A 20,586-nucleotide genomic window follows, 5' to 3' on the forward strand; every position below is an offset into this window, starting at 1 on the left:
CCCGCCGTGGGTCGCCCCGCCCCGCGCCGCCCGTCACGCGGCGGCGCGTACCTCCCGCGCGGCGTCCGCGTGGAGCGCGACCCGGACCAGGGCCGCGGCCAGCCGGGGCAGGTCCTCCTCGTCCGCCAGCCGCCCCAGCGACCGCGCGCTCCTGGGCAGCCCCACGCGCTCGGCGCCCTCCAGCGCCTTGCGGTCGAAGTACGGGGCGAACTCGGGCCACACCCCCTGTGCCTCCCGCAGGAAGATGTCCACCCCGGCCGGGCCGATGCCGTTGATCTCCCGCAGCAGCTTCCTGGGGTCGCCGGCCTCGCGCATCCGCCGCAGATCGCCCCGGTACTCCCGGTTCAGCAGCTCGGCGGCCTCGCCCAGCTGGGTGGCGGTCCGCTCGTCGTAGCGCCGGTAGCCGCCCTCGCCCAGTGCGTCGACCCGCTGCTGCCAGGTGGCCTCCGCCATCCGCCGCGGGTCCCGCATCCCGGCGTCGAAGAGGGCGCGGGCGGCGGCCACGGCGATATCGGACCTGATCCTCGCGGACAGCAGATGGGCGAGCACCAGCAGCTGGTAGAGCGGGCCGGGGGTGTTGCGGAGCTTGATCCCGGCCTCGGTGGCGAAGGTGATGCCCTGCTGGTCGAGCAGTTCGCGCACCACGTTCTGGTTCTTGTCGCTCATTCCGGACCCCGCCTCGTCGTGTGGTGCCGTGCATCGGCCGGGTGCCCGGCGACGTTCCGCTCACTCCGGTCCGCTCCTCATGATCTTCCAAATGCGGGTGGCCACCTGGAGATTGAGCCTGCTGTCCACGTCCGCCAGGTCGCTTCCGCTGATCTCACGGATGCGCTGCAGCCGGTAGCGGAGGGTCGAGCGGTGGATGACCAGCGCCGCGGCCGTCTCGCTGTAGTTGCCACCGCGGTCGAAGTACTGCGTGAGGGTCTCCACCAGATCCGTGCGGTGCACGGCGTCGTAGTCCATCAGCGGGCCCAGCCACTCCCGGACGAACCGCTCCACCTCCCGGTGGTCGTTCCCGGTGCGCAGGATCCGGTACAGCCCCAGATCGTCGAAGAACGTCATGCCGTACGCCCGGTGCGCGCGGCGGCGCACCTCCAGCGCCCGCAGCGCCTCCTGGTACGAACGCGGCACCTCGTGCGGGGTGTCGCAGCAGCCGCCGACCCCGATCGCCCCGCTGTCCGTGCCCAGCTCGTGGCTGAGCGCCGAGTGCAGCGACCGCTCGCCCGGTGCGCACTGGGCCACCAGGACCGCCGTGTCCGAGCGCAGGGCGGGCAGGATCCGCAGCCCCAGGCCCATGGCCGCCCGGCTCACGGACTTGAGGAAGACCTCGTCGGCCGGCCGGTCCGTCCAGCGCACCGCGATCACATGGTGCGGACCGTGCAGATCGTGGCCGACCGCCTCGGAGCGGGCGTACGCACTGCTGTCGTCCGCGCCCGCCAGCAGATCGTCGACCAGTTCCCGCCGCAGCCGCAGCTCCACCTCGGCCAGGTCGCGCAGATGGGCCAGCTCCAGGCCCAGCGAGGTCGCGGCGTGATCCAGCGCGCGGACGGCCCGCTCGTCGGCGCGGCCCTCCGGGTCCAGCAGGAACAGCGCGCCCAGCACCTCACCGCGGGGGTCGGCCACCGCGAGCAGCCGGTCCCGCACCCGCACCGGACGCGGCCGGCGGGCGGCCTCGCGCAGCAGCTCCTCGCGGTGCGCCGGATCGGGTTTGGGGTAGGGGTCCGGGCGGCCCGGCCCCGCCCAGGCCCGGAGATTGCCGAACCGGTCCTCGGCCGCGGCCGCCAGCCCGGTGATCCGGTGCAGCGTGCGGACGATCCCGTCCTCGCCGTCGCCGTGGGCGGCCGAGCGGGCGAGGGCGTCGTGGACCTCCCGCAGCTGGCCGAGGTCGGTCAGCGAGGAGTCCAGCCGCCGCCGTATCGCCTCCCGCTCGACCCGTGCCCGGCGCAGCTCCGCGGCCTGGACGTGCTCACGGCGGTGTGCGGCGGCGGTGGCCAGCGCGGCGGCGGTCTGCCGGACGAGCATGCCGAGCAGCAGCCGTTCGTCCTCGCCCGGCCGGTCGCGGTGGCTCACCACCAGGGCGCCGCGCAGCCCGTCCGGCTGCTCCGCCCCGTCCGGCTGCTCCGCCCCGCCCGGTTCGCGCAGTCCGAACGCCCAGCCCCAGGCCCGCCGCGGGAACCGCACCGGCCCGTCCCGGCCGGCCAGCTCCCGTACCTGGGCGTCCAGGGCCTCGGTGGCGCGCGCACCGTCGTGCGGGCAGCGCACCAGAGCGTCGCCGATCCGGAGGTACCCCGCCTCGGCGCGGCCCGCCCCGACCGCGCTGACCTGGGCCATCGCGCTGCGCAGTATCTCCGCCTCGTCCTGGCCGCCGACGCCGTCGAAGCCCCGGAAGAGGGTCAGGCAGCGGCGCAGCAGCGAATCGTGGGCGGCTGCTGGTGGGGCCATGGGTCACTCCGTGCGTCCTCAAGGTGTTTCATGCCTTATATGTCCCTTGCCTTCTCTCGCACCCCTGTTCGGAGGGGCGCGTTTTTGCTCGGAGGGGCGTGCCTGCTCTGCTGCGCGCCCGCTCGGAGAAGGCCACGTCGCGAGTACCCAAAATCAGGGTAATTCACCGCATGAGGTCGAAAACTGCTCGACGTGTTCCGCCTCGCGGGCGCAGCGCGCGTCGGACGATCATCGCCCGGAGCCGGTCCGTCCGGCGCTCGCCCCGGACCGGCGGGTGGGCGGGAAGCCGGGCGCCCTGGGCCCCGGGAGGTCCGGTGCCGGGACGTCGGACGATCCGGTACCGGGACGCCGGACGGTGACGCCGGGAGATCCGGGTCCGGGGCGCGCGGAACGTGACGCATTTCCCAATTCGACTGCTCAAGGGCGGGCTTGGCGCCCCGCCAGAAAGGTTCTCGGGCAGCGGACTTCGCGTGGGCGTTTTCAAAGGCCCGCCCACTGGAGGGGCGAGGTCAGCGCGGTGTTCGGGCCACTGGCAGATGACCGTGGCAGATGCCCGGCGTACCCCGGCCGGGCGCGTCGCCATGATCACATCCGGATTGAAGATTTCCGTTTTTCCTTTCCTCATCGAACGGTTGATCAGTAATCTCGCCTCAGCAGCGGGTTGCCGTGCCGCTCTTCGGCGTGCTCAACTTCCCCGAGGACGCGGACGACCCGAGGGCGGCCCCGGAAGCCGGAAGAGGGCGAAGGAAGTGCAGGACGTGGACTGGCGGCCGGAGGGCATCGACCCCACAGGCGAGGACGCGGCAGGCGACAGGGACACAGCCCATGGCGGCGGCCCCGGGGAGCGCGCGATATGACCTCCGAACCGGGTGGGCCGAGATGTGACGGCGGCCCCGGGGACGCCGCCGCCGATCTCGCCCCCGCGGAGCGCGACCCGCTGAGGCGTTTCGCGGGCATCTGGTGCCGGGCCGTCCACCCGCTGGCCGCCACGACGATGACCCCCGACGAGTTCGAGGGCTATCTGCTGCCGCTGGCCCACCGGTTGAGCGCCGCCCTGCGCACCTCCCCCTTCGACACCGAGGCGGCGTACGAGGTCGGGGCCGCTCTGGTGGACGCGCAGTGCACCGAGCCCGATGCGCTGCCCGCCATCCTGGGCGTCATCGACGCACATCTGGTGGCCTGCTCACCGGCCCCGGGGCGGCCGTCCCCAGACCGGGCTGACGAGCCGTTCCCCGATCGGGCCGACGAGCCGTCCCCCGGTCCGGCTGACGAACTGCCCGCCGACTCGCCGGGCGGGCCGTCCGCCGACTCGCCCGGCGGGCCGTCCTCCGAGCCGTTCGACGAGACGGGCCACGGGCCCTCCCACGAGCCGCTGACCGATGAGGAGGCGCGTGCCCGCTGTGTGCGGTTGCAGCACGCCCTCGCCGCCGGATTCGTCCGCGAGCTGCGCAAACGCGAGCGCGACGAGCAGGAGGCCATCGCGCGGGCCGCGCTGGCCGCCCGGACCGAGGCCGAGAAGGCGCTGCACGCGAGCGAGGCCAAGTTCCAGGCCGTCTTCGAGGGCGCCGTCATCGGCGTCGGCATCGCCGGACTGGACGGCGAGGTGCTCGTCGTCAACCACGCCATGGCCCGGATGTTCGGCGGGATGGACTTCTTCCGCCCCGGCCGCAACGTCACCGAGTTCGTCCACCCCGACGACGTACCGGGCGCCCACGAGCTCTACCGCGAGCTGGTCAGCGGGGAGCGCGACCACTTCCGCATCGAGAAGCCGCACTACCGCGACGACGGCAGTGTGCTGTGGACCAACCTGACGGTCATCCTGCTCCGCGACTCCAGCGGCGCCCCGCAGTACCAGCTCGCCCTCGCCGAGGACATCACCGAGCACCGGCTGCTGCGGGAGCGGCTGCGCTATGAGGCCACCCACGACGAGCTGACCGGACTGCCCAACCGCACCCTGTTTCTGGAGCGGCTGGACCAGGTGCTCGCCGCCGACGTCGACGCCGGACGGTTCGGCGTGTGCTATCTGGACCTGGACGGCTTCAAGGCGGTCAACGACAGCCTCGGGCACGTCGTCGGCGACCGGATGCTCAAGGCCGTCGCCGAACGCCTCCAGGGCTGTGTGAACGCGCCCGACGAGCTGATCGCCCGGGTCGGTGGCGATGAGTTCCTCGCCCTGGTCACCGGCCCCGCGGCACAGGCCGACGGCGCCGGGCTGGCCCGCCGTATGCTCGCCGCGCTCGCCGAACCCGTCCGGGTCGAGGGCCGTGAACTCCGGGTACGGGCCAGCATCGGGGTGGTCGACGGCCGGGCCGGGGAGATCGGCCGGGCCGAGGTGCTGCGCAGCGCCGACATCACCATGTACCGGGCCAAGGCCGCGGGCGGCAATCGCTACGAGCTGGCCGACGCCGACTCCAACGCCCGGGTGATCGCCCGCCACAGCCTCACCAACGGACTGCCCTCCGCCCTGGAGAAGGGCGAGTTCTTCATCGAGTACCAGCCGCTGGTACGGCTCGCCGACGGCACCGTGCGCGGCGCGGAGGCCCTCGTACGCTGGCTGCATCCGGTGCACGGAGTGCTCGGCCCCGACCAGTTCATCCCGCTCGCCGAGGACACCGGGCTGATCGTCCCGCTCGGCCGCTGGGTGCTGGAGCAGGCCGCCAGGCAGGCGTACGAGTGGCGCGGCAGCGCCCAGGCCGGCGGTGAACCGCTGCGCGTCAACGTCAATCTCTCGCCGTGCCAGCTGAGCCATCCCACGCTGGTCTCCGACACGGTCGCGGTCCTGGAGAACTCCGGGCTGTGCCCCAGCGCGCTGTGCCTGGAAGTCACCGAGAACGACCTCATCGGCGCCGACGAGAGCGCCCTGCGGCCCTTGCGGCAACTCGCCGACCTGGGCGTGGACATCGCCCTGGACGACTTCGGCACCGGCTATTCCAACCTGTCGTACCTGCGGCGGCTCCCGGTGAGCACCCTCAAGCTGGACCGCTCCTTCACGCGGGGCATGCAGCGGGCCCCGGCCGATCCCGTCGACGTCAAGATCGTCGAGGGGATCGTCTCGCTCGCCCACACGCTGGACCTGGCGGTGACGGTCGAGGGCGTGGAGACGGCCGTCCAGGCGGAACATCTGCGGGTGCTGGGCTGTGACACCGCCCAGGGCTGGTACTACGCCCGTCCGGGCCCGCCGGAGCGGCTGCACACCCTGGCACTGGCCGACGCCAGCTGAGGCCGCGGGCCGGGGCGGCCGCCCGCGCCCCGCCCCGGGGCGCCATTCGGGTCCGCCGCCGCTCGGCTTCGCGGTGCTCAGTGCGGCGTGGCCTGCGGCGTTCGGGCTTGCGGTGCTCAGTGCGGCCGCTGGGCCAGCCGTGCTCAGCGCGCCGCTGCTGGGCCAGCCGTGCCCAGTGCGCTGCCGCTCAACTGCGCCATGCTCGGCCCGCCGCCGCTCAGCCCTGCAGTGCTCAGTACGCCGCGGCCTGCGCGCTCAGTCCGTCGCGGCCTGCCGCAGCCTGCCGCGCTCAGTCCGGCCGTTCGGCCAGCCGCGCTCGGTCCTCCGCAGCCTGCCCCGCTCAGTCCGCCGCCGCTCGGCCTGCCGCGCTCAGCCCTGCCGTCGTGCTCAGTCCGCCGCTCGGCCTGCCGCGCTCAGTCCGCTTCCTCCAGCAGCCGTGAGCGGATGAGGAAACGCACGCCCTCCGGCGCCTCCAGGGAGAAGCCGCTGCCGCGGCCAGGCACCACGTCCACCGTGAGATGCGTATGCCGCCACCGCTCGAACTGCGAGGCGGACATCCAGAACCCCACCGGCTCCGGGACCCCGTCCACCTCCAGCTCCCCGAGCAGCACATCCGATCCGCCGGTGCGGAACTCACCGAGCGGATAGCACATCGGCGCACTGCCGTCACAGCAGCCGCCCGACTGATGGAACATCAACGGACCGTGCTCGGTCCGCAGTTTGCGGATCAGCTCGGCCGCGGCCGGCGTCAGGGCGATACGGTCCATGGGCGATCCCTCTCCGATCGTGTTCACCGGTCGTGTTCACCGGTCGTGTTCACCGGGCGGTCAGGGGCCGGACTCGGCCTCAGCCAACTCCCCGCCACGTTGCGAAAAGGTTGCCCGCGTGCCCGCGTGGCGAAAAGGGCGCCCACCCTGGTCCTGGGCCCGGCCGCGGCCTGGCGCCGTGGGCCGCGGGAGCCAGGAGCGTCCTCCGCGCTCACCCGCCCGCCGGGCGCGGTGACGACGATGGCGCGGGGAACCTCGCCCCACCGTACGTTCCGGACGCCGATGACGGCCGGTCTGACGGCGGGCGGGGGCATCACCGCCCGGTTTCCTCACCAGGCGCGGGTGGGCTCGGGCTCGCGGGTCCCCAGCTCGGCCATGCTCCGAGACTCCTGTCCGATCCATTCCTTCCAGGCATCGAATGGGAACGAACAGATCTTGGACATGGGGGAGAAGCGCCTGTTCACTGGGGTGATGATTCACCACACGATGATCGTAGCGTTTGACAATCCGATTCCCGCCAGTGAGCTGGATCAGTACCTCAAGGAGTTCGAGGAGCTCGTGATGGGCTCCGGTCTGGTCGAGTCGTTCGCGGCCCAGCACCACATCCGCGTCCCGGGCGACGACCACGCTCCGGTGGCCATCGCCAGCGCCGTCCTGCAACTGCGCCTGGCCGACCTCGACGCCCTGAACGCGACCTTCACCATGCCCGGGGCAGTCGACCTCATCAAGCGCTGGCAGGGCCGGTACCCGTACAAGGCGATCTGGGTCAACCACGAACCGCTGGCATGAGCGGCTACGCGGACAAGTCCGGCGGGCGTGCCGCCCTGCCGGTCGGCGGCGGCCGCCGGGCTTGAACGGGGGCGGGGGACGGCGTGGGGGGCGAGCCGGTGCTCGCCCCCGACACGCCGTCGCGACCAGAGGGGGGACACCTACGGGATTGGAATCACAGATGACCGACCAGCGCGTCATTGCCGTGGAAGAACACTTCACCACCCCCGGCTTCCTCCAGCGGGCCCACGCCCTGGACTTCTGTCCGGGCGACCGCACCGAGGTGGAACTCACGCGAGCGGTCGAGAGCACCGAGCCCACCCGCTCCCAGCTTCTCGACCTCGACGCCCGCCTGGCCGCCATGGACGCAAGCGGGCAGGACATGGCTCTGCTCAGCCTGAACCCACCCGGAGTACAGCCCTACCGGCCGGCCGACGCGGTCGAGCTGGCCCGCGACGTCAACGACGAGCTCGCCCGGATCGTCCGCGATCACCCGAACCGCTTCGGCGGGCTCGCCACCGTCACACCGCAGGCTCCCGACGAGGCCGCGAAGGAGATCGGGCGTGCGATGGGCCCGCTCGGCCTGCACGGCATCATGATCAACTCGCATACCGACGGGCACTATCTCGACGAACCGCGGTTCGCCCCGCTGCTGGAGGCCGCCGAAGCACACCGCGCACCGATCTATCTGCACCCACGAGTGCCAAGTGTGCTCGACCCGTACGCCCCCTACGGACTTTCCGGGGCCATCTGGGGCTATGGCGCCGAGGCCGGGCTGCACGCCATGCGCCTCATCATGAGCGGCACCCTGGACCGCTACCCGAACCTGAGGATCGTTCTGGGACACCTCGGCGAAGGCATCCCCTACTACCTGCGCCGCATCGACAACCGCTACGCCTTCGCCCGCCGCATCTCCGGCGCGGCCACCCCCATGGCGCAGCTCACGCTGACGCCCGGTGAATACTTCCGGCGCAACTTCACCATCACCACCAGCGGCATCGACGATCCCAACGCCCTGGAATACGCCCTGCGCACCATCGGCGACGACAACATCATGTTCGCCATCGACGCCCCCTACGAGGAAACCGCACAAGCCGTTCGGTTCCTCACCTCGGCACCGCTGAGCGATGTGCAGCGCGCGAACATCAGCCACCGCACCGCCGAGCGCGTCTTCGGCGTGTAGCGGTACGCCGCCCGGAAATGACGCCGCGGGGTTGTCGCCTGCCGCCGGAACCACCACAGCGCAGCTCGGGCGGGCAACCGCTGCCGGGGAGCCGCCATCGGCGGGCAACCGCTGCCGGAGAGCCGCCATCGGCGGGCGAGTCCCGCTCCCGTCACCGACGCCCTGCCCTTCCGCGGCAGCGGCGCTCCTTCCTGAGCTGTGGGATGCCCGCTGGTCACGCCCGGTCGGCGGAAGCGGCGGCCGGATTGTCGCCGTTGCCCAGCTGGAGCAGCAGCATGCGCGTGGTGAACGCGATGTGGTCGCGCAGGAGCTTCTCGCCGGTTTCGCGGTCGCGGGCGAGGGCGGCGTCGGCGAGTGCTTGGTGTTCGGCGGCCGGATCGCGGTCGTGTTCGGCGAGCAGGGGAGCCGCCCAGCGCCGGTACAGCTCCGTCTCGGCGCGCAGGTCTCGGGCCATCGCGATGAGCCGGCGATTGCCACAGCCCGACACCAGCGCGGCGTGGAAAGCCTCGTGCGCGAAATACCACTCGTCTCCGCGCGCACCGTCCGAGACCTCGCGTTCCCGGAGGCTCAGCAGATGGTGAGCGGCCACCACCTCCGCCTCCCATTGGTCGCCGCCCGCGGTCATGGAGAGTCCGAAGGCGAGTGGTTCCAGCTCGACGCGGGCCGCCGTGACGTCGGTCAGTTCGGCGACGGACAGTGACGCGACCGTGTAGCCCTGGTGGGGCTGCGGTGTCACCAGGCGTTCCCCGGCGAGTTTGGTGAACGCCTCCCTGAGGACGCTCGGGCTCGTCTCGTACTCGGCGCACAGCACCGGGAACTTGAGCCGCTGTCCCGGCGTGAGCCGCCCCGTGAAGATGTCCCGCCGGAGCCGCTCGTACGCCTCGGTCGCCCGGGTGCCGGACCCTGCACGTTTCACCATGCCCGAGACCTTACCCGGGACGCTACTATCGCCGAAAGTTTAGAAACTTTCCTTGACATGAGAAAGTCATCGGGCTCAGGATCGGTGGCACTCAAGCGAAGCGGCTGCAAAGGAGCGACGTTGCGCATCGGAAACGTTCGGGGACGCCCGTGGTTGATCACGGGCGAGGCCGAGGGCATCGACATCCACGAGGCGAGCGGGCACCGGTTCGGACCGGACCTTCCCGCGCTGTACGAACGGTGGGAGGAGTTCACGGACTGGGCGTCGGCTGCGGCAGGTGAACCGGCGGGTTTCACCCCTGCGGACCTTGGGGCGCCGTCGCCGAACCCGCGCCAGGTTTTCGCCATCGGGCTCAACTACTACGGGCACGTCCAGGAGGCCGGGCTGGAGGTGCCCACCGAGCCGTCGGTCTTCACCAAGTACGTCTCGTCGTTCGCGGGCGCCGAAGCGCAGGTCGCGCTTCCGCCGGGGACGGTGGACTGGGAGGTCGAGATCGCGGTGGTGATCGGTCGCACCGCCCGCCATGTCGCGGCCGGTGACGCCTGGAGTCACGTGGCCGGCCTGACGGTCGGCCAGGACCTGTCCGAGCGTGGTCTGCAACTGGCGGGAGCGCCACCGCAGTACAGCCTCGGCAAATCGTTCCCGGGGTTCGGCCCCACCGGGCCGTATCTGGTCACGCCGGACGAGTTCGCCGATCCGGCCGATCTGGAGCTGGGCTGCGTGCTCAACGGCGAGCCGGTGCAGAAGGCCCGCTCCACCGAGATGGTCTTCTCCGTCGATGTACTGATCGAGAAGCTCTCCCGGGTCACCACGTTGCTGCCGGGCGATGTGATGTTCACCGGCACACCGGCCGGCGTGGGGGCGGTACGCACTCCGCCGCGGTTTTTGGCCCCAGGGGACGAACTCGTCTCCTACGTCGAGGGTATCGGCAGCATCCGGCAGACCTTCCTGGCCGCGGATGCGGAACGGAGCGGGTCATGAGCCTGCATCGGCTCGCCTCGATCACCCTCGGAGTGCCCGACGTCGTGGCCGCCGGAGCCTACTACGAGGAGTTCGGGCTCTCCGCGGAGGCCGACGGCTGGTACTCGACCGTCGAGGCCGGCCGGCAGCTGCGGCTGGTCCGGTCTCCGGCCCGGCGGCTGCTCGGGCTTTCGATCGGCGCGGACAGCCCTGACGACCTGTACGGCATCGCCTCCCGGCTGGCCCGCCTGGGAATCGACGCGCGAGCCGACGAGCGCCGCCTTGTGGCGGTGGAGGGTGTCACGGGCGTCGAGGTCGAGGTCGCGGTGATGCCCCGGCTGGCTCCCAGCGCCGTGCCGGCCACCCCGTTCAACGGCCCTGGCCGCGGGGAACGCGGGGCGACCCGGGCGCCGGGTGTCGTGCGCGAAGGGCTCGTTCGTCCGCGCAAACTGGGGCATGTGGTGATCGGGTCGACCGACCAGGGAACGAGCCAGCGGTTCTTCACCGAAGGCATCGGCCTCAAGGTGAGTGACGAGATCGCCGGGGTCGCCGCCTTCATGCGCTGTTCCACGGACCACCACAACGTGCTGGTCCAGAGCGCACCGGTGAACTTCGTCCACCACACCTCCTGGGAGGTCGACGACGTCGATGAGGTGGGGCGCGGCGCGATGCAGATGCTGGAAGGCCATCCCGAACGGCATGTATGGGGTCTGGGCCGGCACACCGTCGGGTCCAACTTCTTCTGGTACCTGCGGGACCCGGCGGGCAACTTCAGCGAGTACTACTCCGACCTCGACTGCATCGTCGACGACGCGCTGTGGAAGCCGACCGTATGGGACGGCGGCAGCGCCAAGAGCTTCCAGACCTGGGGGCCGCCCATGCCGCCGTCGTTCATCGAACCGGAAGACCTCGCGGCGCTGATGACCGGCGCGCACCAGTCGCCATGACCATGCGACCGTACGCGACGGGCCTGGTCTGGGGCGAAAGCCCCCGCTGGCACGGTGGGGCGCTGTGGGTGTCGGACACCCAGGGAGCCCGGCTGTGGACCGACGCGTCCGGCGAATGGCGTCCGGCCGATCTCGATTCGCCGTGCAACGGGCTGTGGTTCCTGCCCGACGGCAGGCTCGTCGGCGCGATGCTGCGCGAACAGCGGATCGGGCAGTGGGACGGCCGGGCCTGGCGGGACTACGCGGACCTTGCCGATCTCGGGGTCGGCCCCCTCGGTGACCTGACCGGGGACGCCGACGGCAACCTCTACGTCGACGATGTCGCCTTCGACGCCGCCGCGGGCGAGGAGCCGGCTCCGGGCCGCATCATCCTGGTCCGGCCCGACCACAGTGTCGTGGTCGCGGCCGAGGACGTGGAGTTCCCGAACGGGCTCGCCCTCGTCGACGCGGGCGCCACCCTGGTCGTGGCGCAGACCGCGGCCAGGCGCCTGACCGCGTTCGAGGTCCTCGCCGACGGGACCCTCGGCGAGCGCCGGTGCTACGCCGACTTGGCCGATCTCGTTGGCCCGGACGCGCGTCCCGACGGCATCTGGCCCGCGGAGCAGGGCGTGTGGGTGGCGACGACGAGCGGCCAGGCGGTCGTCCGGGTCGGCGAAGGCACGGTCCACGAGACGGTGTCCACCGCGCCGCTGCTGCCGATCGCCTGCTGCCTGCGCGACGACGGCCTGGTGATCGCGACGCTGGCCGATACCCACGGAGCGCCGTTGCTCGACGCCGTGAAGTCCCGCGCGGTCACTGCCTCAGCCGTGCTCATCGAGCCGGCGGAAGCCGCCAGAACAACACCATGAGGAGAAAGTGTGAGCGAGGCCACCCATACCGAAGGCGAGACCGACGTCGACGTCGCGGTCCTCGGATGCGGCACCACCGGCCTGGTCCTGGCCCGGCTGCTGGCGATGCAGGGACTGCGGGTCGGCGTGGTCGATTCCCAGCGCATCCCCCGGTCCTTTCCCCGGGCGACGCATCTGGACGACGAGACCATGCGTACCTTCCAAACCCTCGGTCTCGGCCATCTCGAAGAGCGGTTCTCGCCGGCCGGCGTGTACCGCTTCTACGACCCACAGTGGCGGCCGGTCATGGAGTTCGCCTTCAACAAAGGCGTCACCGACCAGGGCTGGCAATCGGATTACATGTTCCACCAGCCGGATTTCGAGGCGGTGCTGCGCGGTCACGCACACGCGCACCCCGGAACCAGCCACTTCTTCGGATGGGAAGCGACCGAACTGACCGCTTCGGACCGTTCGGCACATCTCCGCATCAGGGAGCGCGGCACTGGCCGGGAACACGCGATCACGGCCGCCTTCCTGGTCGGCTCCGACGGCGCGCATTCCTTTGTGCGCCGCACGATGGGTGGCGCGCAGGTCAACTATGACGCCACGCACCGCTCGCTGATCGTTGACATCCTGCCGTTCGTGCGGAAGGAGAACCTTTCACACCGGGACTCCTTCATCCAGGCGGGAATCCGGAACCCGTTGACGTTCGTCGCGATGGCAGAACCGCTCCTGCGCTTCGAGCAGTTGCTCCGCCCCGACGACGACACCGCGGAATTCGAGAGCCCTGAGCACGTCTACGAACTCCTGTCCCCGTTCCTGGGCCCCGACGAGTACCGCGTCCTCCGGGCCGATGTCTACCAATGGCAGGCCGTGGTCGCAGAGTCGTGGCGCAAGGGACCGCTGTTCCTGGCCGGCGACGCCGCACACGAGATGCCGCCGCACCTGGGTCAGGGCATGGTCTCCGGGATCCGCGACGCGTTGAACATCGCCTGGAAGCTGGGCCGCGTCGTCCGGGGAGAGTCCCCACCGGAACTCCTGGACACCTACGACACCGAACGCAAGCCACATATGACCGAGTACGTGAAGCTCGCCGCGCAACTGGCCAACGAGGTCGAGGAAATGGAGCCGCAGGGGGCCGAGGCAGGGCGGCAGGTCCCGGTCACCGAACGACAGGCGCTGCGGCCGAGGCTCGGACCGGGAATTCGGACCGAGGACGGCTTCGGAGGATCGCTCAGCGCGCAGCCGGCCCTGGCCGACGGCCGGCGCCTGGACGACGTGGTGGGCTACCGGTTCGCTGTGCTCGGCACCGCGGAATGTCTCGCCGGGCTCAGCGCGCGTGCGAAGGAGTCTTTGGAGTCCTTGGACGCGGTGAGTGTGACGGCGGACTCCGAGGAAGCGGACCGCTGGTTGAAGACCCTCGACGCCGGCGCGGTCCTCATCCGTCCGGACCGCTACCTCTACGGCGCCGCGGCGAGCGCGCAGCAGCTGGACGCGCTGGTGAACCGCCTGCAAACCGCCCTGGTCGAGGGCACATGGTGAGGTACACCGGCGACCCGGACCAGGCGACAACCCTTCCGGAGATCCTGCGCACGCGTGCGGAGCTGAGCCCGGACGACCCCTTCCTGACGTTCGGCGGGGTGAGCAGAACCTACGCGGAGATGTACGGCGCGGCCGCTCAAGCGGCGGCCGCTCTGGCCTCGCTCGGCATCGCGGAAGGTACCAAGGTCGCCGCGATGCTCCCCAATTCGACCGAGATCCTCGACGTGTGGTTCGGGGCGGCGCTGCTCGGCGCGGTGTTCGTCCCGATCAACACCGGACTGCGGGGTGAGGGCCTGCGCTACATCGTCGAGCACAGCGAGGCCGAGTTCATCGCCGTCGACGAGACGCTGACCGAGACGCTGAGCGCAGCCGTGCCGGTCGGCCGCGGCCCCCGCCACCGCTACATCCGCGGTCGCGCCGAGCCGCCGTCCGGATACGGATCGCTGACCGCCCTGCTCGACGGCAGCCACCCTGCCGTCCAGCAGGGCGATGTCCGGCCGGACAATCTGGCCTCAATCCTGTACACCTCCGGCACGACGGGACTGCCCAAGGGGGTGATGAACTGCCACAACTCCTTCGCGGTGGCGGCCAACGAGTTCACGCGGCGCTATGTGCGCATCCGCCGGGACGACATCCTCTACACGAGTCTTCCGCTCTTCCACGCCAACGCCCAGTCCCTGACCACTGTCGGTTCCCTGGTCTCGGGACGGCCGATGGTGCTGGCGCCACGCTTCTCGGCCTCCGGCTTCTTCGACGACATCCGAGCGCACCGGGCCACCGTCTTCAATTACATCGGGGCCATGCTGACGATTCTCGCCAAGCAACCGGAGCGCCCCGAGGACGCGCGGAACCCGCTGCGCCTCGCGATCGGCGGAGCCGCGCCGAAGGAGTTGTGGCGCCGGTTCGAGCGGCGCTTCGGCCTGAAGATCCTCGAGATCTACGGGCTCACCGAAAGCGCCACCTTCTGCCTGGCCAACCCCCCGGACGACATCCGGCCGGGGACGATCGGGAAGCCGACGAGCTGGTCCGAGGTCAAGATCGTCGGGCCGGACGGTACCACCCGGCCCGACGGGACACCGGGCGAGATCGCGGTCAGGAGCAGACGGCCGGCCACGATGTTTCTCGGCTACTACAAGAACGAGGAAGCCACCCGCGAGGCCGTCCCAGACGGTTGGTTCCGCACGGGCGACCGGGGCCGCCGCGAGCCGAGCGGGTACGTCGTCTTCCTGGACCGCCTCAAGGACTCGATCCGCCGGCGAGGCGAGAACATCTCGTCCTTCGAGATCGAGCGGACCGTCAACGCCCACCCGCTGGTGAGCGAGAGCGCGGTCGTCGGGGTCCCCTCCGAGCTCGGCGAGGAAGACGTCCTGGTGGTCGTCGTTCCACGGGAGGGCTTCGACTGCGCGGAACTCGTGGAGTTCTGCCGGCAGCGGATGGCCGGTTTCATGGTGCCCCGCTATGTGCGGATCGTGGAGCGGCTGCCGAAGACCGCGACGCAGCGGGTGGAGAAGTACATCCTCAGGGAAATCGGCGTCCAGGGCGCCTGGGACCGGCAGCAGGAGGTCAGATGAAGCGCACTTTCGTCATCGGGGTCGGCCTGACGACATTCGACAAGCCAGGGACCAGGGCCGGCGACTATCCGGACTGGGTGCGGGAAGCCGGCACGGCGGCGCTCGAGGACGCCGGTGTGGATTACGAGCACGTGCAGCAGGCGTACGCCGGGTATGTGTACGGTGACTCCACGTCGGGACAGCGAGCGGTGTACGAGCTCGGGCTGACCGGAATTCCGGTGATCAACGTCAACAACAACTGCGCAACGGGGTCGACGGCGCTATTCCTCGCCCGGCAAGCGGTCGCGCACGGGGTCGTGGACTGTGCCCTGGCGGTTGGCTTCGAGAAGATGCAGCCAGGCTCGCTCTCCGCCATCTACACCGATCGAACCAACCCGCTCGACCGGCACCTCGGCCGGATGGGTGAGATCCGCCCCCGGGAATCCGCGCCCTTCGGTCCGGAGATGTTCGGCAACGCGGGCCGTGACCACATGGCCCGATACGGTTCGACCCCCGACCATTTCCTCTGGGTGGCCTGGAAAAACCACAAACACTCAGTCGCCAATCCCTACGCCCAGTTCCGGACGGAGTACAGCCTGACCGAGATCGCCGGCTCGCGGGTGATCCACGATCCGCTCACCAAACTGCAGTGTTCCCCGACCTCCGACGGCGCCGGCGCCGCGGTCATCGCCTCCGAGGAGTTCGTCCGGCGCACGCGCTGCTGGGACCGTGCCATCGAGATCACCGGCCAGTCCATGGTCACCGATTTCGAGTCGAGCTTCAGCGCGGAGACCGACTGTATGCGCATCGTCGGCTCCCATATGTCGCAAGAGGCGGCGGACCGCGCCTATCGGGAAGCAGGCATCCGCCCTGAAGAGGTGGACGTGTGCGAGCTGCACGACTGCTTCAGCACGAACGAAATCATCACGTACGAGGCGCTCGGGTTCGCCGAGGAAGGCAAGGGGCACCTGCTCGTCGAGCGGGAGGCCACCACCTACGGCGGAGACGGCCCGGTAGTGAACCCGTCGGGCGGACTCATCGCGAAGGGGCACCCGCTGGGCGCCACTGGGCTCGCGCAGTGTGCCGAATTGACCTGGCAGCTGCGCGGCGACGCCGGCCGGCGCCAGGTCGAGGGAGCGGACGTGGCGCTGCAGCACAACCTCGGCCTCGGCGGCGCCGCCGTGGTGACCGTTTACCGGCGGCCGTGAACCACCCGGCCGGGTCCGCCGCGGGCGGCGGACCGCCGGTACTTCTCCCGTGCCACGATCGACTCGTCTCATGTGCGGGGCAAGCGGGCGCGGAGCCGCCTGTACACACTCCTCGCCCGCGACTCCCAGAGGTCCCCGAGCACTCCGCAACAGCCGCCTCCTGGACGCGCGACGTGGTGTCGGCGAGCCGGTGACGCGCCCCTTGTCCGCTGCGCGGGCCGCCCGGCGGACCGGAACCCTGGCCCGGAAACGCCTCGGAACAGCTGGTCACAGCTGGGATATCCGCGGGAGGAATCGGGGCCCGGGCCGTTGTTTCGACCGGCGGCCCGGACCCCGTGCGCCGACAGGGCGCCTGACGGGCAGCTGCCGGGTCAGGCGCCCTGTGGACGGGGTTAGAAGAAACCCAGCTTCTTCGGCGAGTACGACACCAGCAGGTTCTTCGTCTGCTGGTAGTGGTCCAGCATCATCTTGTGGGTCTCGCGGCCGATCCCGGACTGCTTGTAGCCGCCGAAGGCGGCGTGCGCCGGGTAGGCGTGGTAGCAGTTGGTCCACACCCGGCCCGCCTGGATGGCGCGTCCGGCCCGGTACGCCGTCGTGCCGTCCCGGGTCCACACGCCCGCGCCCAGCCCGTAGAGCGTGTCGTTGGCGATCCCGATCGCGTCGTCGAGGTCGGTGAACCGCGCCACCGCCACCACCGGGCCGAAGATCTCCTCCTGGAAGACCCGCATATGGTTGCTGCCCTCGAAGATCGTGGGCTGGACGTAGTAGCCGCCCTCCAGCTCACCGCCGAGTTCGGCGCGGCTGCCGCCGGTGAGGACGCGGGCGCCCTCCTGCCGGCCGATGTCCAGGTACGACAGGATCTTCTCGAGCTGGTCGTTGGACGCCTGGGCGCCGATCATGGTGTCGGTGTCCAGCGGATGCCCCTGCGCGATCTTCTCCGTACGGGCCACGGCCGCTTCCATGAACGCCTCGTAGTGGCCGCTCTGGACCAGCGCCCGCGAGGGACAGGTGCACACCTCGCCCTGGTTGAGGGCGAACATGGTGAACCCTTCCAGCGCCTTGTCCAGGAAGTCGTCGTCGGTGGCCGAGACATCGTCGAAGAAGATGTTGGGGCTCTTGCCGCCGAGTTCGAGGGTGACCGGGATCAGGTTCTCGCTCGCGTACTGCATGATCAGACGGCCGGTGGTGGTCTCCCCGGTGAACGCGACCTTGGCCACCCGGGAACTGGACGCCAGCGGCTTTCCGGCCTCCACGCCGAAGCCGTTGACGATGTTGACCACGCCCGGTGGCAGCAGATCGGCCACCAGATTCATCCAGACGTGGATCGAGGCGGGCGTCTGTTCGGCCGGCTTCAGGACCACCGCGTTCCCCGCGGCCAGCGCGGGGGCGAGCTTCCAGGTGGCCATCAGGATGGGGAAGTTCCACGGGATGATCTGGGCGACCACGCCCAGCGGCTCGTGGAAGTGGTACGCGACCGTGTCGTGGTCCAGCTCGGAGAGGCTGCCCTCCTGGGCCCGGATCGCTCCCGCGAAATAACGGAAGTGGTCGATGGCCAGCGGGATGTCGGCGGCCAGCGTCTCCCGTACCGGTTTGCCGTTCTCCCAGCTCTCCGCGACCGCGAGCGCCTCCAGGTTCTGCTCCATCCGGTCGGCGATCTTCAGCAGCACCGAGGCCCGCTCGGCGGGCGCGGTGCGGCCCCAGGCGGGGGCGGCCGCGTGGGCGGCGTCCAGGGCCCGCTCGACGTCCTCGGCGGTGCCCCGGGCGACCTCGGTGAACGGCTGCCCGTTGACGGGGGTCGGGTTCTCGAAATAGCGGCCCTGGGCGGGCGGCACGTACTCTCCGCCGATCCAGTGGTCGTAGCGCGGCTGGTAGGTGACGACCGAGCCCTCGGAGCCGGGGCTGGCGAAACGCGTCATGGGGCGGCCTCCCGTGGTGTCACGCGTGGTGGGACCGGTGTGTGGTCCGGTTGTCGGGCGCCTCGTCCGAATGCGCCCCGGCTCCGCCCGCGCCCACGCCGACGGAGCCGAGCGTGAGGCTAGGCGCGGCCACGTTGCGCGGACGTTGCGTCCCGGCGGGCCCTGTCCTCGTGGCGGGTGCCGTTGTCGTTCCGGGTTCTGTTGTCGTTCTGGGGCGTGTTTTCAGTGCGGGTTCTGTTGTCGTTCGGGGTGGTGTTTTCGGCGCGGGTTCTGTCGTCGTTCCGGGTGGTGTTCTCGGCGCGGGCCCTGGCGTCGTACCGGGTCGCGTTCCCGAAGCGGCTCCCGTTCTCGTGTCGGGTTCCGCCCTCGTACCGGGTTCCGTTCCCGTGTCGGGTTCCGCCCTCGTACCGGCTCCGGTTCCCGTCCCGGGTCCCGTCCCCGTCCCGCGCGGGGCCCGGCAGCCCGTACAACTCCCGCAGCCGCCGTACCCGCGCCGCCGGAACCGCCCGCCCCGGCGCATCCGCCGGAAGCGCGGTCAGCAGCGCCTCTGCGACCTCCAGGTCGTCCTCGCCCCACGGCGTCTGCGCCCAGTGCCGCAGCAGCTCGGGGTCGCGGTGGGCCAGCACCGCACGCCGCAGCCCGTCCTCCAGCGCCCGGCGCATCCGGCACACCCCCGGTGCCTCCGACAGCGGCAGCAGCGGCCCCGGATACGCTCGCAGCGCCGCTTGCGCGTCGCCGGAGGCCAATGCCTCGGCCGCGTCCGCCAGATCGGTCCGCACCGGCGCGCAGAGGCGGTACGGGCGCGAGCCCAGCAGCGGGCCCACCAGCCGGCGCAGCCGCGACAGCTCGGCCCGCAGCGTCACCGGGGACCGGTCGTCGACCCGGGGGCCGTACAGTTCGAGCGCCAGCCGGTCGCCGGACAGCCCCTCCGGATGGCCGGACAGCAGCACCATGATCTCGCTGTGCCGCCGCCCCAGCCGCAGCCGCCGGCCGTCGACGACCAGCAGCGCCTCGTCCCGGCCCAGCGCCGTCAGGCAGACCCGCGGCTCGCGCGCCCGCGGCTCCTGGGCGGCCAGCTGGGCCTCTGCGGCGCGGGCGGTCGCCTGGACCAGGGCCAGGCTGTGCGGGGCGGCCAGATGGTCGCCGCCGGTGATGTCCACCGCGCCCAGCAGCCGCCCGGTGTGGGGATCGTGGACGGGGGCGGCGGCGCAGGTCCACGGCTGCACACTGCGGTTGAAGTGCTCGGTGGCGAAGATCTGCACCGCGTGGTCGACGGTGAGGGCCGTCCCGGGCGCGTTGGTGCCCGCATGGCGCTCGTCCCAGCGCGCCCCGGCCACGAAGTTCATCCGCTCGGCCCGGTTCCGTACGCCCGAGTGCCCCTCCACCCATAGCAACCGGCCCTGTGCGTCGCAGACCGCGAGCAGATGGGCCCCGTCGTGGGCGATACCGCCCAGCAGCTCCCGGAACAGCGGCATCACCCGGGCCAGCGGATGGTCCTCGCGGTACGCCTCCAGCGCGGCGTCCGTAAGGTCGATGGGCGCGTTGTGCTCCTGGGTGACCCGAGCCTCGGCCGAGCGCCGCCAGGACTCCGCCACCACCGGGCGCACGGCCGGGCTCACCGACCCCTCGGTCAGGAACGCCTCGTGGGCGCGGCGCACGGCACGGGTGCGTTCCGTCGGGTCGGTGCCGGACGCCATCGCCAGCCAGGGATTGACCACGGTGCCTCATTCAGCGGTGCGGAGGGGCGGATGTCGGAGGTACGGAGCGACGGTGGGGGAGGGGTGGCGGGGCGGGCCCCGCCCGGTACGGCCGGTTCGGACAGGGCCGGTTCGGACAGGGCCGGTTCGGACAGGGCCGGTTCAGACACGGCCGTTCAGCTACGGCCGTTCAGGTATGGGCGGGCAGGGAGGGGGCGGGCATCACGCCGGGCGGGGAGGCGTAGCCGCAGAAGTGGCAGATCTTCCACCCGTCCTGATTCACGGCGAGTTGGCCGCCACAGCTCGGGCACAGCTCGGAGCTCATGATCGATCGTTCCTTTGGTTCACGCGCAGGGGGTGTGCGGGCCACCCATGCGCTCAGATTTCCTTGTGGGGCGGATGCCCCGCAATAGTCAGAACAAGCCGCGTTCAGATACGAGCCCGGACGGCGCGTGTTCGCAGGGGTGTGCGGCGCGCTGCCGGGGGATCTCCTCGGCATACGCTCCGCGCGCCCCCTCGCGCAACGCTCGAACTCTTGACGACCGACAGACAGGCAGAGACGGACAGACCGACGGACCGGCCGCCACGCCGCGCCGCCACCGCCACCGCCACGCACGACAACGCGGGCGGGAGCCGTGGT

General features: G+C 71.1%; 15 protein-coding genes and 1 pseudogene. 9 read left to right on the top strand and 7 right to left on the bottom strand.

Going from position 1 to position 20,586, the window contains the following annotated elements; all coding sequences use genetic code 11:
- Positions 1 to 33 precede the first annotated feature (33 nt).
- Positions 34 to 666: an HhH-GDP family DNA glycosylase gene (locus AXW62_RS23560; RefSeq protein ID WP_060946260.1), complete on the bottom strand. Its 633-nt coding sequence runs from the start codon at positions 664 to 666 to the stop codon at positions 34 to 36.
- A gap of 60 nt (positions 667 to 726) precedes the next feature.
- The gene (locus AXW62_RS23565) at positions 727 to 2,442 is read right to left on the bottom strand and encodes a helix-turn-helix domain-containing protein (RefSeq protein ID WP_060946261.1); all 1,716 of its coding nucleotides are present in this window, start codon (positions 2,440 to 2,442) and stop codon (positions 727 to 729) included.
- Positions 2,443 to 3,295: 853 nt separating this feature from the next.
- Between AXW62_RS23565 and AXW62_RS23570 the strand changes: the two genes are divergently transcribed.
- Entirely contained in the window at positions 3,296 to 5,662 is a 2,367-nt protein-coding gene (locus tag AXW62_RS23570) for a putative bifunctional diguanylate cyclase/phosphodiesterase (protein ID WP_060946262.1), read from the top strand.
- A gap of 413 nt (positions 5,663 to 6,075) precedes the next feature.
- Here the strand turns inward: AXW62_RS23570 and AXW62_RS23575 are convergent, their stop codons facing one another.
- Positions 6,076 to 6,429, bottom strand: a complete 354-nt coding sequence (locus AXW62_RS23575; RefSeq protein ID WP_060946263.1) for a DUF779 domain-containing protein — start codon at positions 6,427 to 6,429, stop codon at positions 6,076 to 6,078.
- 486 nt (positions 6,430 to 6,915) lie between these two features.
- Between AXW62_RS23575 and AXW62_RS23580 the strand changes: the two genes are divergently transcribed.
- Both AXW62_RS23580 and AXW62_RS23585 read left to right on the top strand, forming a co-directional pair.
- Positions 6,916 to 7,218 carry a hypothetical protein gene (locus tag AXW62_RS23580; protein WP_306305067.1) on the top strand — a complete coding sequence of 101 codons (303 nt, stop codon included), beginning with the start codon at positions 6,916 to 6,918 and terminating at the stop codon, positions 7,216 to 7,218.
- A 160-nt stretch (positions 7,219 to 7,378) separates the two neighbouring features.
- Positions 7,379 to 8,380 carry an amidohydrolase family protein gene (locus AXW62_RS23585; protein ID WP_060946264.1) on the top strand — a complete coding sequence of 334 codons (1,002 nt, stop codon included), beginning with the start codon at positions 7,379 to 7,381 and terminating at the stop codon, positions 8,378 to 8,380.
- Positions 8,381 to 8,594: 214 nt separating this feature from the next.
- Here AXW62_RS23585 and AXW62_RS23590 read toward each other — a convergent pair whose 3' ends face one another.
- Positions 8,595 to 9,299, bottom strand: a complete 705-nt coding sequence (locus tag AXW62_RS23590; protein ID WP_060946265.1) for a GntR family transcriptional regulator — start codon at positions 9,297 to 9,299, stop codon at positions 8,595 to 8,597.
- A 120-nt stretch (positions 9,300 to 9,419) separates the two neighbouring features.
- Here AXW62_RS23590 and AXW62_RS23595 point away from each other — a divergent pair, with 120 nt between their 5' ends.
- From AXW62_RS23595 to AXW62_RS23620, 6 genes are read left to right on the top strand one after another with little or no spacing between them, the layout of a single operon-like run.
- Positions 9,420 to 10,280 (top strand): fumarylacetoacetate hydrolase family protein, encoded by an 861-nt coding sequence (locus tag AXW62_RS23595; RefSeq protein ID WP_060946266.1) that lies wholly within the window; start codon positions 9,420 to 9,422, stop codon positions 10,278 to 10,280.
- The gene (locus AXW62_RS23600) at positions 10,277 to 11,206 is read left to right on the top strand and encodes a VOC family protein (protein ID WP_060946267.1); all 930 of its coding nucleotides are present in this window, start codon (positions 10,277 to 10,279) and stop codon (positions 11,204 to 11,206) included. Before AXW62_RS23595 ends, AXW62_RS23600 begins: the two co-directional genes overlap by 4 nt.
- Positions 11,203 to 12,054, top strand: coding sequence for an SMP-30/gluconolactonase/LRE family protein (locus AXW62_RS23605; protein WP_159060945.1), 852 nt, complete (start codon positions 11,203 to 11,205; stop codon positions 12,052 to 12,054). Before AXW62_RS23600 ends, AXW62_RS23605 begins: the two co-directional genes overlap by 4 nt.
- Before the next feature lie 9 nt (positions 12,055 to 12,063).
- Positions 12,064 to 13,575: a bifunctional 3-(3-hydroxy-phenyl)propionate/3-hydroxycinnamic acid hydroxylase gene (locus tag AXW62_RS23610; protein WP_060946269.1), complete on the top strand. Its 1,512-nt coding sequence runs from the start codon at positions 12,064 to 12,066 to the stop codon at positions 13,573 to 13,575.
- Positions 13,569 to 15,146: an AMP-binding protein gene (locus AXW62_RS23615; protein WP_060946270.1), complete on the top strand. Its 1,578-nt coding sequence runs from the start codon at positions 13,569 to 13,571 to the stop codon at positions 15,144 to 15,146. The genes AXW62_RS23610 and AXW62_RS23615 overlap by 7 nt, the downstream gene beginning before the upstream one ends.
- A complete protein-coding gene (locus tag AXW62_RS23620) occupies positions 15,143 to 16,333 on the top strand; it encodes a lipid-transfer protein (RefSeq protein ID WP_060946271.1) in 1,191 nt (396 codons plus the stop codon). Before AXW62_RS23615 ends, AXW62_RS23620 begins: the two co-directional genes overlap by 4 nt.
- A gap of 392 nt (positions 16,334 to 16,725) precedes the next feature.
- Here the strand turns inward: AXW62_RS23620 and adh are convergent, their stop codons facing one another.
- The 3 genes and pseudogenes from adh to AXW62_RS46720 form a co-directional block, all read right to left on the bottom strand.
- Complete coding sequence (adh, locus tag AXW62_RS23625; protein ID WP_060946272.1) at positions 16,726 to 18,249, bottom strand: aldehyde dehydrogenase; 1,524 nt, start codon at positions 18,247 to 18,249, stop codon at positions 16,726 to 16,728.
- A 458-nt stretch (positions 18,250 to 18,707) separates the two neighbouring features.
- Positions 18,708 to 19,967 (bottom strand): annotated as a pseudogene (locus AXW62_RS23630) (GAF domain-containing protein); the annotation flags it as partial.
- A gap of 169 nt (positions 19,968 to 20,136) precedes the next feature.
- A complete protein-coding gene (locus AXW62_RS46720; protein ID WP_280142974.1) occupies positions 20,137 to 20,271 on the bottom strand; it encodes a hypothetical protein in 135 nt (44 codons plus the stop codon).
- Between the last annotated feature and the right edge of the window lie 315 nt (positions 20,272 to 20,586).

It is taken from the genome of Streptomyces hygroscopicus subsp. hygroscopicus, from assembly GCF_001553455.1.
GTDB lineage: Bacteria > Actinomycetota > Actinomycetes > Streptomycetales > Streptomycetaceae > Streptomyces > Streptomyces hygroscopicus.

Excerpts from the sequence above, each read along its gene's own strand:
- adh (WP_060946272.1), bottom strand. The coding sequence starts at position 18,249 with ATGACGCGTTTCGCCAGCCCCGGCTCCGAGGGCTCGGTCGTCACCTAC.
- AXW62_RS23620 (WP_060946271.1), top strand. The coding sequence starts at position 15,143 with ATGAAGCGCACTTTCGTCATCGGGGTCGGCCTGACGACATTCGACAAG.
- AXW62_RS23605 (WP_159060945.1), top strand. The coding sequence starts at position 11,203 with ATGACCATGCGACCGTACGCGACGGGCCTGGTCTGGGGCGAAAGCCCC.
- AXW62_RS23615 (WP_060946270.1), top strand. The coding sequence starts at position 13,569 with ATGGTGAGGTACACCGGCGACCCGGACCAGGCGACAACCCTTCCGGAG.
- AXW62_RS23575 (WP_060946263.1), bottom strand. The coding sequence starts at position 6,429 with ATGGACCGTATCGCCCTGACGCCGGCCGCGGCCGAGCTGATCCGCAAA.
- AXW62_RS23580 (WP_306305067.1), top strand. The coding sequence starts at position 6,916 with ATGATCGTAGCGTTTGACAATCCGATTCCCGCCAGTGAGCTGGATCAG.
- AXW62_RS23560 (WP_060946260.1), bottom strand. The coding sequence starts at position 666 with ATGAGCGACAAGAACCAGAACGTGGTGCGCGAACTGCTCGACCAGCAG.
- AXW62_RS23600 (WP_060946267.1), top strand. The coding sequence starts at position 10,277 with ATGAGCCTGCATCGGCTCGCCTCGATCACCCTCGGAGTGCCCGACGTC.
- AXW62_RS23590 (WP_060946265.1), bottom strand. The coding sequence starts at position 9,299 with ATGGTGAAACGTGCAGGGTCCGGCACCCGGGCGACCGAGGCGTACGAG.
- AXW62_RS23585 (WP_060946264.1), top strand. The coding sequence starts at position 7,379 with ATGACCGACCAGCGCGTCATTGCCGTGGAAGAACACTTCACCACCCCC.
- AXW62_RS23565 (WP_060946261.1), bottom strand. The coding sequence starts at position 2,442 with ATGGCCCCACCAGCAGCCGCCCACGATTCGCTGCTGCGCCGCTGCCTG.
- AXW62_RS46720 (WP_280142974.1), bottom strand. The coding sequence starts at position 20,271 with ATGAGCTCCGAGCTGTGCCCGAGCTGTGGCGGCCAACTCGCCGTGAAT.
- AXW62_RS23570 (WP_060946262.1), top strand. The coding sequence starts at position 3,296 with ATGACCTCCGAACCGGGTGGGCCGAGATGTGACGGCGGCCCCGGGGAC.